This is a genomic window from Cupriavidus neocaledonicus (genome assembly GCF_000372525.1).
Classification (GTDB): domain Bacteria; phylum Pseudomonadota; class Gammaproteobacteria; order Burkholderiales; family Burkholderiaceae; genus Cupriavidus; species Cupriavidus neocaledonicus.
Genome location: NZ_AQUR01000106.1, coordinates 401,714 through 413,447 on the forward strand (window position 1 = coordinate 401,714; position 11,734 = coordinate 413,447).

Annotated in this window: 11 protein-coding genes; 5 read left to right on the forward strand and 6 right to left on the reverse strand. The window is 70.1% G+C overall.

Translation table 11 applies throughout. From position 1 onward, the window contains the following. Nucleotides 1–55: 55 nt before the first annotated feature. Nucleotides 56–880 carry an IclR family transcriptional regulator gene (locus A3AG_RS0127710; RefSeq protein ID WP_018008542.1) on the forward strand — a complete coding sequence of 275 codons (825 nt, stop codon included), beginning with the start codon at nucleotides 56–58 and terminating at the stop codon, nucleotides 878–880. 20 nt (nucleotides 881–900) lie between these two features. Here A3AG_RS0127710 and A3AG_RS0127715 read toward each other — a convergent pair whose 3' ends face one another. The 3 genes from A3AG_RS0127715 to A3AG_RS0127725 are packed head-to-tail and all read right to left on the reverse strand — an operon-like array spanning nucleotide 901 to nucleotide 2,973. Next, on the reverse strand, nucleotides 901–1,533 hold the full coding sequence (locus A3AG_RS0127715; protein WP_018008543.1) for a uracil-DNA glycosylase family protein: 633 nt from the start codon (nucleotides 1,531–1,533) through the stop codon (nucleotides 901–903). 55 nt (nucleotides 1,534–1,588) lie between these two features. Continuing rightward, nucleotides 1,589–2,293, reverse strand: a complete 705-nt coding sequence (locus A3AG_RS0127720; RefSeq protein WP_240619979.1) for a hypothetical protein — start codon at nucleotides 2,291–2,293, stop codon at nucleotides 1,589–1,591. Nucleotides 2,294–2,295: 2 nt separating this feature from the next. Further along, on the reverse strand, nucleotides 2,296–2,973 hold the full coding sequence (locus A3AG_RS0127725; RefSeq protein WP_018008545.1) for a membrane protein: 678 nt from the start codon (nucleotides 2,971–2,973) through the stop codon (nucleotides 2,296–2,298). 648 nt (nucleotides 2,974–3,621) lie between these two features. Here A3AG_RS0127725 and A3AG_RS0127735 point away from each other — a divergent pair. Continuing rightward, nucleotides 3,622–5,130, forward strand: a complete 1,509-nt coding sequence (locus A3AG_RS0127735) for a PQQ-dependent sugar dehydrogenase (protein ID WP_018008547.1) — start codon at nucleotides 3,622–3,624, stop codon at nucleotides 5,128–5,130. A gap of 27 nt (nucleotides 5,131–5,157) precedes the next feature. Here the strand turns inward: A3AG_RS0127735 and A3AG_RS0127740 are convergent, their stop codons facing one another. Continuing rightward, a complete protein-coding gene (locus A3AG_RS0127740) occupies nucleotides 5,158–6,168 on the reverse strand; it encodes a Bug family tripartite tricarboxylate transporter substrate binding protein (RefSeq protein ID WP_018008548.1) in 1,011 nt (336 codons plus the stop codon). 27 nt (nucleotides 6,169–6,195) lie between these two features. Beyond that, nucleotides 6,196–7,377 carry a M20 aminoacylase family protein gene (locus A3AG_RS0127745; RefSeq protein WP_018008549.1) on the reverse strand — a complete coding sequence of 394 codons (1,182 nt, stop codon included), beginning with the start codon at nucleotides 7,375–7,377 and terminating at the stop codon, nucleotides 6,196–6,198. Nucleotides 7,378–7,537: 160 nt separating this feature from the next. Here A3AG_RS0127745 and A3AG_RS0127750 point away from each other — a divergent pair, with 160 nt between their 5' ends. From A3AG_RS0127750 to A3AG_RS0127760, 3 genes are all read left to right on the forward strand, one after another. Next, nucleotides 7,538–8,446: a LysR family transcriptional regulator gene (locus A3AG_RS0127750; protein WP_018008550.1), complete on the forward strand. Its 909-nt coding sequence runs from the start codon at nucleotides 7,538–7,540 to the stop codon at nucleotides 8,444–8,446. 137 nt (nucleotides 8,447–8,583) lie between these two features. After that, on the forward strand, nucleotides 8,584–9,156 hold the full coding sequence (locus A3AG_RS0127755; protein WP_240619980.1) for an AraC family transcriptional regulator: 573 nt from the start codon (nucleotides 8,584–8,586) through the stop codon (nucleotides 9,154–9,156). A gap of 66 nt (nucleotides 9,157–9,222) precedes the next feature. Next, entirely contained in the window at nucleotides 9,223–10,125 is a 903-nt protein-coding gene (locus A3AG_RS0127760; RefSeq protein ID WP_018008552.1) for a LysR family transcriptional regulator, read from the forward strand. Between the two features lie 27 nt (nucleotides 10,126–10,152). Here the strand turns inward: A3AG_RS0127760 and A3AG_RS0127765 are convergent, their stop codons facing one another. After that, on the reverse strand, nucleotides 10,153–11,685 hold the full coding sequence (locus A3AG_RS0127765; protein WP_018008553.1) for a class I adenylate-forming enzyme family protein: 1,533 nt from the start codon (nucleotides 11,683–11,685) through the stop codon (nucleotides 10,153–10,155). Nucleotides 11,686–11,734 lie beyond the last annotated feature (49 nt).

Genomic DNA, 11,734 nt, shown 5'->3' on the forward strand with positions numbered 1-11,734 from the left:
GGATTTTATTTCCCAAAGTCGGAATGGACAGCCCAATCGCGAGGAGACGCCGGTTGTGAAACAGAACCTGACAATGCCGTTTCAGAATCGCACTGCAGCAGAGGACGAGGTGCCGGAGGAGGATGCCCGCAGCCTGCGCGTGCTGGCGGTGCTGTCCAGCCTGGCGCGGGCGCAGCAGCCGCAGACGCTGTCGCAGCTGGCGCAGCGGCTCCATGTGCCGAAGGCGACGCTGATGCGCCTGCTGGCGGCGATGGAGCGCAGCGGCTTCGTGGTGCGGATGCCGGCCGAGCGCGGCTATGTGCCCGGGCCGGCCGCGGCGACGTTGTCGCTGCAGACGCTGCGCAGCCCGCCGCTGCTGCGCGAATGCCGCGGCATCCTGGCCCGGCTGGTGGCGCGGCTGGGCGAGACCTGCAACCTGACCGCGCTCGACGGCGACCGCGTGCTGTATGTGGAGCGCGTGGAAACCCACGAGCCGCTGCGCCTGCAGCTGTCGCCCGGCATCCATGTGCCGCTGCACTGCACCGCCAGCGGCAAGCTGTTCCTGTCGGCGATGAACCGGCTCGAACGCCAGCAGACGCTAGGGCGCCTGGACCTCGCCGCGCACACGCCGCGCACGCTGTCCGACCTGCCCGGACTCAACACCGAACTCGACCGGCTGGCCGCGCGCGGCATCGGCGTCGATCACGAGGAATTCGTGCGCGGCATGTGCGCGGTGGCGGTACCGGTGCGCGAACCCGACGGCGCCGGGCCGGGACGGGTGGTGGCGGCGATTGCCTGTCATGCGCCGACCGCGCGGGCCTCGCTCGAAGCGTTGCTGCAGGCGGTGCCGACGCTGCAGGGTGCGGCCAGGGAGATGGCGGCGGTGCTGTGCACGCACTGAGCCGGGCTGGCCCTGCGCGTTCAGCCCGATGCCTGCCCCTGCGGCAGGATCCGCGCAACCCGCGCCCTTAACATCGGCAGCACCTCGGCCTCGAACCACGGATGCTGCTTGAGCCACGGCTGGTTGCGCGGCGACGGGTGCGGCAGGGGGATATACGCCGGCGCGTAGTCCTGCCATGCCCGCACGGTTTCGGTCAGCGTGGGTTTGCGCCGCGCCCCCAGGAAATGCCGCTGCGCGTACTGCCCGACCAGCAGGGTCAGCGCGATCGACGGCAATTGCGCCAGCAGCCGGTCCATCCACAAGGGCGCGCATTCGGGGCGCGGCGGGTTGTCGCCGCTTTTGCCGCGGCCGGGATAGCAGAACCCCATCGGGATGATGGCGAATTGCGAGGCGTCGCAGAAGGTGGCGTCGTCGACCCCGAGCCACTGCCGCAGCCGCTCGCCGCTGGCATCGTTCCATGGAATGCCGGTCTGGTGCACGCGCGTTCCCGGCGCCTGCCCGACGATCAGGATGCGCGCGCCGGCGCCGGCGCGCACCACCGGCCGCGGCCCGAGCGGCAATTGCTGCGCGCAGGCGCGGCAGGCGCGGACCTCGGCCAGCAGCGCCTCGAGCGCGGCGGGTTGCTGACGCCGGGTGTTGCGCTTTACGTTCATTCCCTCGCTCGCCCGGACAAGTCGTCCTCGGTCTCGTGCACCGCCCGCGGCCGCTTCAGAAGCTGAGCGCGACCGAGACCACGGCGATCTGGTCGTGCGCGGCGGGGTTGAACCAGTAGACCGCGCCGGAGACGTGCTTGCCTTTCACTTGCGCAAACACGCCGCGCTGCAGATTGCGGCCATTGTCGGGCACGCGCGTGCGCTGGGCCGCCAGGCCGAGCCGCAGCCAGTCCCGCGGGCGCCAGGCGAGCTCGCTCCATGCATAGGCGTACCCGGACGGCTCGGCGTCCGGCACGTATTCGAACTCGATATAGGCATCGGCATAGCGGCCGGTCAGCGTGGCCTCGAACCCGCCCACGACGCTGTGCGCGCTGCCGGTGACCACGCCGAGGATCGGCGTGAAATCCAGCCGCAACGCCTCACCCCAGCCAAGGTTGTAGCCGACGAAGAACGAGTACGCATCCATGCCTTCGTAGTTACTGCGCGCCTCCAGGTGCAAGACGCCGCGCTTGGCGATGGCGATGCCCGTGACATAGGCTTCGCTGCCGCGCGGCAGGTTGAGGTAAGCCGAGATCCCGCCGCTCCACGCCGGCGCCTCCGCGCCCGCGGGCGTGCCGCTGTCTTCGGCGGCATGCAAGGGCAGCGGCGCGACCGCGGCGGCCAGCACCAGACAGCGTGCGGCGGCCAGTCGCGGAGCCAGTAGCGCGGCCCGCGTGTGCGGTGGTGCCGCCGGACGCGCAGCCCTGCCTGCGGCCTGCATGGTCAGCCTCCCAGCGCGATGATGGCCATCGTCAGTGCAACCCCGACCAGCGTCATCGCCGCACCCGCGATCCATCCGCCGAAGCCGGCATGGCGCCCAAGTGCGATGCCGGCGCCGAACAGCATCAGGATGGTGAGCACGCGCGATACCAGCAGCGCCGTGGAGACGTCAGCAAATACGATGAACGGCAGGGCCACCGGGAACGTCGCAAGCACCACCAGCAGGAAGATCCCGGCAGCTGCCAGCAGATCCTGCGCGCTCAGCGCCGGGCGCGCGGGCAGGTCGGCGGTGCGGGCGAGGCGGCCTCGCATTGCTTCCAGCTCGGCATCGTCGACCAGCGTGCGCAAGGCCGGCGAAAGCGCATCACGCAGGCGCGCGATGGCGTCGCCCGCGTCGCCGGCATTGCGAACCGCCTTGACCAGGGACAGCCTGCGTCCGCGCTCGGTCAGCGTGCGCACCAGGTACATCACCGCGTCGGCCAGCCCCCAGGCCAGGTTGCAGCCCAGCGCCGTGAAGAACATCGTGCGCGGGGCATCCGCCGGCGCGCCGACCGCCGACACCGCGCCCACGAAGGTCAGGGCCATGAACAGGCCGAAGCACATCTCGCATACGCGGTCGACGGTATCGAGCAGTCGCGGCCGCGCTTCGGCCGCGTGGGGATCTAGGGACGTAGTCAGCACTGGCTTGCACCCGGCGGCAACTGCCCACGGCGAAGGTCTGCGACGAAGCCCTCGCACCCGTGCCGGGGCGACAGCATCGGGCCTTGCGGCGCCCGGGCGGGCAGTCTTCCCGGGCGTGCGACCAGACGGCGAAGGCGGCGCCGCCGGCACTCGCCGACCGCCGCCGCATTTACTGTAGGCAAAGATTCACACCGATGATAGCGGCGCTGGTGCGGGAAACTACCTGCAGGAGGATGCGCCAGAGCTGCGTTGCCTTCAGTATCCGTGCCGCCATGCGTGACCGTTGCCGGTTTGGATCGTGTCGCCCATGCCGGCCTGGTGACAGCCAGGTCCAGCGGTCGCCAGCGGGGGCCGCCAGAAGGGCCCGCCAGAGCGCCGGCCCGGCGTGGCAGCCGGCCCGGCCAGCCGCGCTGGGGCCTTGGCTGTTGCCACGCCGGGTGTTCGGGCTTGGCATCGCATCCCTCAGCGCCCGGCTTGTCCGGAATGCGGGCTTTCCAGCGGCTCTGCAGGGGTTGGCCGATGCCACGCGCATGGCGTACTTTACAAGGGCAAGGCGCCCCTGCCGCCGGACCCGCCGGCGCCAGCCATGCGCAGCCGCGCAGCGGCTGCTGCATGCCAGGCGGTGCCCGGCCGTTACAGGAGCCCGCCATGCCCGACGCACTACGCCACGCGTTTCGCCGATTCGCCATCGCCTGCTGCCTGGGCCTTGCAGCCTGCGGAGGCGGTGGCGGAGGCGACAGCGCCGGTGCGGGCGACGCAGGTGGCGCAGGCGGTGGAGGTGCTGGAGGTGGTGGCAGTGGCGGCGCCGGCGGCAACGGCGCGCTGACGCTGGCGGTCTCTGGCCTGCCGGCCGGGACGCAGGCCGCCATCACGGTATCGGGCCCGGGCCAGTTCCGCCAGGCCGTGGTCCAGTCGACCACGCTGTCCAACCTGCCGCCCGGCAGCTATACCATCAGTGCTGCCGAGGTGCTCACCGGCAGCGCCCTGCGTCGGCCGCAGCCGCCGTCGCAGGTGGTTGCGGTGGCAGCCGGCGCCGGAGCGACTGCCAGCGTGGCCTACGGTGCGCCGCAATCGATGCAGTTGTCGTTGACGCAGGTAGCCGGCGAGTTCTCCGCGCCGATCTTCCTGAGCGCGCCCGCCGGCGATGCGCGCCTGTTCGTGGTGGAGCGCGCGGGCCGTATCCGGATCGTGCGCGACGGCGTGCTGCTAGCCACGCCGTTTCTCGATATCGCCGCGCTGACCACCACCGACGGCGAGCGCGGACTGCTGTCGATGGCGTTCGATCCCGACTATGCGGCCAACGGCCGCTTCTACGTCTATTACACCGACACCAGCGGCGCCATCACCATTGCCCGCTACCAGGTCTCGGCCACCAACCCGGACCTTGCCGACGCCACGGGCACCGTGCTGCTGTCGATTCCACACCCCACCTTTTCCAACCATAACGGCGGCCAGCTCGCGTTCGGCCCCGACCGCATGCTCTATATCGGCACCGGCGACGGCGGCGGTGGCGGCGATCCGGCGGGCAACGCCCAGAATCCGGCGACGCTGCTCGGCAAGATGCTGCGCATCGATGTCAGCGGCGCGGCGGGCTACGGCGTGCCGGCGGGCAACCCATTGCTCGGCCAGTCCGGCAGCCGCGGCGAGATCTGGGCGCTCGGCCTGCGCAACCCGTGGCGGTTCGCGTTCGACGCCGGCTCGTTGTATATCGCCGATGTCGGCCAGGGCCTGCGCGAGGAAGTCGACGTGGCACCGTCCGCCAGCGCGGGCCTGAACTACGGCTGGAACCTGACCGAAGGCAGCGCGTGCGTGGGCGCCACCACCTGCGACAAGAGCGGGCTGACCATGCCGGTGTTCGAGTACGGCCACGAGGCAGGCGGCTGTGCCATCGTCGGCGGCTACGTGTATCGCGGCAGCGCCAGTCCGGCGCTGCAGGGGCGCTACTTCTACTCCGATCTGTGCACGGGCAGGCTGCACAGCTTCGTGTATCGCGATGGCGCCGCCGCCGAGCCGGTCGAATGGAACGTCACGGTGCCGGGCAGCGTGTTCTCGTTCGGCGTGGATGGCGCGCAGGCGCTCTATGTGATGGCCGATCCGGGCACGTCAGCGAACAGCGGGCGGGTGTACCGGATCGATGCCTCGGGCGGCACGCCTTGATGCCTTGCCGCCGCTGCGCGCTGCGCCTCAGGCGGCGTTGGTCTTGCGGCCGACGCCCTGGATCAGCTTGTTGACGCGCGCCAGGTACTGCCCGAACATCCGGTTGGCCTGTTCCTGGCTGTCGATCGGCTGCAGCACGGTGCGGCCCTCGGCCTCCAATTTGGCGCGGATCTCCGGCTTGGCCAGCGCTTCGCCGATGGCCTTGCGCAGCACCGCCACGCGCTCTTCCGGCGTACCCTGCCTGACGAAATAGCCGCCGCCGATGGTGTATTCGAAATCCGGCACCAGCTTGCTCTGCGTAATCAGCGGGACCGACTTGAGCGCAGGCGGCAAGGCCCGCGAGAAGCTGGTCAGTATCTTCAGCCGGCCCTGTTGCTGCATGCTGTCGAAGCTGGACTGGTAGGGCAGGATGGCGAAGTCGACCTCGCCGCCGGCAAGGCCCTGCAGCGCCGGGGCGCCGCCCTTGTAGGGCACGTGCAGGAACGGCACGCCCAGGCGCGCGGCGAGCGCGTCGCCCATCAGGTGATAGATCGAGTCGATGCCGACGGTGGCGTAGGTCAGCGACTTGCCCTTGCCCTGCCGCGCGAACTCGATGAACTTGTCCAGGCTGTCCACGGCGATGCCGTTGCGCACCATCAGCACGATGTTGGCGTCGCTGATCGGCGCGGCCAGCAAAAAGTCCTGCGGCTTGTAGCGTGCCGCGGGATTCAGCAGCGGCGCCAGGAACACCTCGTTGATCGAGCCATGGAAGAAGGTGTAGCCGTCGGCGGGAGCGGCCAGCACCTTGTTGGCGCCGATCAGCCCGGTGCCGCCGCCGTAGTTTTCCACCACCACCTGCTGCCTCAAGCTGTTGCCGATCGATTCGCCGAAGATGCGCGCCGACGCATCGCTGGCGCCGCCGGCGGGGTAGGGCACCACCAGCGACAGGGCCTTGGCGGGAAAGGCGTCGGCGGCAAGCGCCGGCACACCGGACAGTACGGAAGCACCGGCGGCAAGGCCGGCGTGTTGCAGGAAGCGGCGGCGGTTCAGGGTAGCCATGGGGGGGGTGTCTCCTCGGTTTCTGGTTCAGGCCAGATAGCTTTGTGCCAGGTGCGCCCAGAATGCGGCGCCGACCGGCAGGGCCTTGTCGTTGAAGTCGTACAGCGGGTTGTGCACCATGCAGCCGCCGTCTTCGCCCAGGCCATTGCCCAGCCGGACGTAGGCGCCGGGCCGATGCTCGAGCATGTAGGCGAAGTCTTCGCTGCCCATCACCGGCGGGCGCTCGACCACGTTGCCGGCGCCCACCAGCCGGAGCGCGGCCTGGCGCGCGAACTCGGTCTGCGCGGCGTGGTTGACCAGCACCGGGTACTTGCGCTCGTAGACCACCTCGGCCTGCAGGCGGAAGCTCTGCGCCTGGGCCGTGACGAAGGCCTGGATGCGCTCTTCGACCAGCGTGCGCACGCGCGGGTCGAGCGTGCGCACGCCGATCTTGATGGTGGCGGTGTCGGGCACCACGTTGTAGGTGCTGCCGGCCTGCAGCGCCCCCACCGTGATGACCGCCGACTTGAGCGCGTCGATCTCGCGGCTGACGATCGATTGCAGCCCCAGCACCATGCTGGCCGCGCCCTGCATCACGTCGATGCCGTGGTGCGGCATGGCGCCGTGGGCGCCGCGCCCGCGCAGCGTCACCGTGGCGCGGTCGAACGAGGCCATGGCGGGGCCGGCGATGACGCCGATCTGTCCCACCGGCATCCCCGGCGAGTTGTGCAGCGCGTACACCTCGTCGCACGGGAAGCGCTCGAACAGCCCATCTTCCAGCATGCGCAGCGCGCCGCCCTCGTTCTCTTCGGCCGGCTGGAAAATCAGGTTCAGCGTGCCGTTGAAATCGACCGACTCGGCCAGATAGCGCGCGGCGCACAGCAGGATTGCGGTATGGCCGTCATGGCCGCACGCATGCATCTTGCCCGCGATGGTGCTGGCATAGTGCAGGCCGGTCTGTTCCTGGATCGGCAGCGCATCCATGTCGGCGCGAATGCCGAGCGCCTTGCTGCCGTGGCCCTTGCGCAGCGTGCCGACCACGCCGGTGGTGCCCAGCCCGCGATGCACGGCGTAGCCCCATGCCGCCAACTGTTCGGCGACGAGGTTGCTGGTCTGGCGCTCTTCGAAGGCCAGTTCCGGATGCGCGTGGATCTTGCGCCGGATCGCGACGAACTCCGGCGCGAGGGTCTGGATCGAGCGCTGCAGGTCGGCGGGCAGGGTGTGGGTCATTGGGGACAGGGGAACGTGGTGGGTCATCGCATTCTCTCCGCAGCCGCGCGCCGAAACCATGACAACGGTAGCGACAAATCGTTGTATAGAATGCAACGACAAGAGATCGCGGCCGCAGCCGGCACCACACCGTGGCGCGCCGCCAGGTGGAGACCAAGACATGGAAGACGTGCTGGACCGCAAGCGGGCGCTGTGCCTGCTGCAGATCATCGAGACCGGCTCGGTGCGCGGCGCCGCCGAAGTGCTGGAGCTGGACCCCTCGGTGGTCAGCCGTGCCGTGGCCAGGCTGGAGCAGGACACCGGCCTGGCGCTGCTGGAGCGGCGCGGGCGCGGCGTGGTGGCGACCGACGCGGGACGGCTGCTGGCGCTGTTTGCCCGGCGCCAGCAGGACCTGAACGACACCTTCCTGGCCGAGGTGAACAACTTGAAGAACGCCCAGCGCGGCCATGTCGAACTGTCCTTCGGCGAGGGCTTTGTCGACCTGGTGCTGGAGCCGTTGCTGCAGGGCTTCCAGCGCAAGCACCCCGACGTCACCTGCAGCATCCAGGTGGCGGGCACCGACGAGACCGTGCGCCTGCTGCTGGAGGACCTGGCCCATATCGGCTTCGTGTTCCAGCCGCCCGACGATGCGCGGCTGCACTCGCACTATTCGCGGCTGTCGCCGATCCGCGCGCACGTGCACAAGGACCATCCGCTGGCACGGCGCCGCCGCGCGCTGACGCTGGCGGACCTGGCGCAGCACCAGGGCGCGTTCCTGGCCGGTTCGTTCGGCGTGCGCAAGCATGTGCAGGCGGCCGAGCTGGACGAGCACATCACGCTCAGGCCGATGCTCGTGACCAACTCCTTCAAGGTGCTGTGGGAGTACGCCGCGATGGGGCTGGGCTATATCCTGACGGCGCGCTCGGTGCCGCTGAAGGAACCGCAGCTGCGGCACCTGGTGTCGCTGCCGCTGGCCAATCCCATCCTGAACAACAGCCGCATCCACATCCTGACGCGTGCCGGCCGGCATCTGGCGCCAGTCGCGGACGGTCTGCTGCGGCACCTGGTCAAGGCGTTTCCCGCGGCCTGAACGGGGCCCCGGCATGCGGCGGCGGCGAACGGAGTGTTCGGGAATGGCAGAGGCGCGCGGGCCGGATTGCGGCGATCATGCAGGCTGATCCTGTCCGCCCCTCGCGCTCCGCCATGCATGTCCATCTGCAGTCTTCCATGCACGCCAGCCTGCAGCAGCTGTTGCTGGCGTTTCCGCTGTCGGTCGGCGCCGAGCGCGGCAGGGTGGTGGTCAGGCGGCGCGGCTACGAGCGGGTGCTGCTGGCCGCGCAGCAGGCCATCATCGACCCCTTCGAAGCGTTTGCGCTGCGCCTGGATGGCAGCAGCGCGCAGCCGGCGGCATGCAGGCTGGAGATGCTGGGACTGACCCCGGCACAACCTTCGGAATGCCTGCATCACCGCATTGCCAAGCGGGTGTTCCTGCAGCCGCAGTACGCCTGGAACGCCGCCCTTATCGCGGAACGGCTCGGCATGTCCACGGCGCAGTTGCGCCGCGCCTTGTTCGCGCAGGGCACCGCGCTGACCGACCTGTGCCGCACGCAACGGCTGATGCGGCTGCTGTTCGACGTGATGGCGGGCGACGCGGCGCTGGGCGAGGCCAGGCGGCGTGTCGGGTGGCCGGCCAACAGTGATGTCGATTGCGCATTCTATGACCGCTTCGGCGTCTCGCTGGAAACCGCGCGGCGGCTGGCCGGCGGGCCGGCGATGCCGCGGCGGCGCTCGGTGGCATGACGCGTGCCGCGCGGTTTGCGAGATAATCCGGCGAGATAAGCCGCCGTTGTGCCCGGGAATGATGTCATGCGCTTTGATCTGGTCGACCTGAAACTGTTCACGCATATCGCGGAGGCACAGAGCCTGACCGGCGGGGCGCAGCGCTCGCACCTGTCGCTGGCCGCGGCCAGCACGCGCATCAAGAACCTGGAGGAACACGTTGGCGTCAAGCTGCTGAGCCGCAGCAGCCAGGGCGTGAAGGTGACCGGGGCGGGCGAGACCCTGCTGGCCCATGCACGCCGCGTGCTGCGCCAGCTGGAGCAGCTCAGCGGCGACCTGCAGGAATACGCGGCGGGCGTCAAAGGCCATGTGCGCGTGTTCGCCAACACCACCGCCATGAGCGAGTTCCTGCCGGCGGTGCTGCGCAGCTACCTGGTCAGCCATCCGGACGTGACCATCGACATGCACGAACGGCTCAGCCCGGACATCGTGCGCGCGGTGCAGGAGGGCATCGTCGATATCGGCATCATCGCCGGCAACGTGCGCACCGAAGGGCTGGAGGTCATGCCATACCGGCGCGACCGGCTGGTGCTGGCCACCGCGCTGAGCCATGCGCTGGCCGAGCGCGAACGCGTGGATTTCATCGACACGCTCGACTATGACTTCATCGGCCTGCCCGAGGACAGCGCCATCCACAACTTCCTGAAGCGCGCCGCGGCGGACCTGCAGCGCAACCTGCGCTGGCGCGTCCAGGTCAGCAACTTCGAGACCGCGTGCCGCATGGTCGAGGCCAATGTCGGGCTGGCCGTGCTGCCCGAGACCACCGCGCGCCGCCACGCCCGGGCCATGGCGCTGCGCATCGTCCAGCTCGACGACGAATGGGCCGAGCGCCAGCTGCAGATCTGCGTGGCCGACCTCGACGCCTTGCCGCTGTTTGCACGCAAGCTGGTGGACCTGCTGGTCGAAGACGGCCAGGGGCGCCAGGACTGAGGTCGCGGCGCCGGCGCGCAGGACCGGCTACGGCTGGCCCGCGAGCAGCTGGCGCAGCTGGTGCTTGAGCAGCTTGCCGCTGGCGGTCGCAGGCATTGTCGCCACGCGCAGGATCCGCTCCGGGCGCTTGTAGGGCGACAGGCGCCCGACCAGGTAGTCATGCAAGGCCGGCGCGTCGAAGCGCTCGCCTTCGCGGATCTCGACGAAGGCGACCACTTCCTCGTTGCCGTCCCCGGCGGGCTGGCCGAGCACGGCCGACACGCGCACCGACGGGTGCGTGTTGAGCACCGATTCGACCTCGATCGGGTAGACCGTGAAGCCCGAGCGGATGATCAGGTCCTTGGTGCGGCCGACGATAAACAAGGCACCGTCCGGGTCCAGCCGGCCAATATCGCCGGTGTTGAGCCAGCCGCCGGGACGCAGCGCTGCGGCGGTCAGTTCGGGCGCGCGGTAGTAACCGCGCATCACCCCCGGCCCGCGGATCCAGAGTTCGCCGGGCTGTCCCGGCGGCACCGGCTTGCCGTCGGGCCCGACCACCTGCAGGTCGGCGCCCGGGACGATCTCGCCCGCGGCGCAATCGGCGCGCGGCCGGTCCAGGCGCGTCACGAACATCGATCCCGCGTACTCGGTCATGCCGTAGCCATGGTGAAGCGGCTGGCCGAATGCGGCCTCGACAGCGCGCTTGAGCGTGGCGTCGAGCGGGCCGCCGCCGGTGTAGAGATAACGCAGGCGCGGCGATGGCTGCAAGGCCGCGCCAGTGGCCCGCACGTGGGCCAGGATGCGGCTGAACATGGTCGGCACGCCCTGCAGCAGCGTGATCGCGCCGGCGCGGAGCGCCGCGGTCAGGTCCGCAGCGTTGAAGCGCGCGCACAGGTAAAGGCTGGCGCCGGCGTGCAGCGTCGAGACCAGCAGCGTGCCCAGGCCGAACACATGCGAGAGCGGCATCACCGCGCAGGCGCAGTCGTCCGGCTGCATGCGGCGCGAGGCCACGGTCACGTCGGCAAAGTGCAGCAGGCCGCGGTGGGTCACCATCACGCCCTTGGGCTGTCCGGTGGTGCCCGAGGTGTAGATCAGCGCGGCCACGTCGCGCGCCAGCGCTTCGGGCTCGCGCGTGGCCGTGTCGTCGACGGCGCCGGCCATCAGCGGGCCCAGCCCGGCCGGGGCAATTTCGCGGGCGCGGTAGCGCACGCCGTGGCGCAGTGCATCCGGCGACGCCGCATGGGTGAACAGCATCAGCCGCGGGTGGCAGTGGGCACGGATCACCTCGATCTCGCGCTCGGACAGGCGCGCGTTGACGACCACCGGCCATGCGCCCAGCTCCGCCAGTGCGAACACCAGCGTGACCACCGCCAGGCAGTTCTCGGCCACCACCAGCACCCGGTCGCCGCTGCCCACGCCCTGCGCCTGCAGGTAGCGCTGCGCGTCCCCGATGCCGGCCCACAGCTGCGCATAGGTGGTGCTCCGGTCTTCTTCGAAGACGGCGACGTGGCCGGGCGCGAGCGCGGCCCAGTGGCGCGGGATGTCGCTGATGTGGGTGAGAGCAACTCGGTCCGGTGGCATGTTCAGGCGTCCTGGTGCGGGGCGAAGCATGCGGCGGCAGGCGGCAAGC

Excerpts from the sequence above, each read along its gene's own strand:
- A3AG_RS0127740 (WP_018008548.1), bottom strand. The coding sequence starts at position 6,168 with ATGGCTACCCTGAACCGCCGCCGCTTCCTGCAACACGCCGGCCTTGCC.
- A3AG_RS0127735 (WP_018008547.1), top strand. The coding sequence starts at position 3,622 with ATGCCCGACGCACTACGCCACGCGTTTCGCCGATTCGCCATCGCCTGC.
- A3AG_RS0127750 (WP_018008550.1), top strand. The coding sequence starts at position 7,538 with ATGGAAGACGTGCTGGACCGCAAGCGGGCGCTGTGCCTGCTGCAGATC.
- A3AG_RS0127745 (WP_018008549.1), bottom strand. The coding sequence starts at position 7,377 with ATGACCCACACCCTGCCCGCCGACCTGCAGCGCTCGATCCAGACCCTC.
- A3AG_RS0127765 (WP_018008553.1), bottom strand. The coding sequence starts at position 11,685 with ATGCCACCGGACCGAGTTGCTCTCACCCACATCAGCGACATCCCGCGC.
- A3AG_RS0127755 (WP_240619980.1), top strand. The coding sequence starts at position 8,584 with ATGCACGCCAGCCTGCAGCAGCTGTTGCTGGCGTTTCCGCTGTCGGTC.
- A3AG_RS0127760 (WP_018008552.1), top strand. The coding sequence starts at position 9,223 with ATGCGCTTTGATCTGGTCGACCTGAAACTGTTCACGCATATCGCGGAG.
- A3AG_RS0127715 (WP_018008543.1), bottom strand. The coding sequence starts at position 1,533 with ATGAACGTAAAGCGCAACACCCGGCGTCAGCAACCCGCCGCGCTCGAG.
- A3AG_RS0127720 (WP_240619979.1), bottom strand. The coding sequence starts at position 2,293 with ATGCAGGCCGCAGGCAGGGCTGCGCGTCCGGCGGCACCACCGCACACG.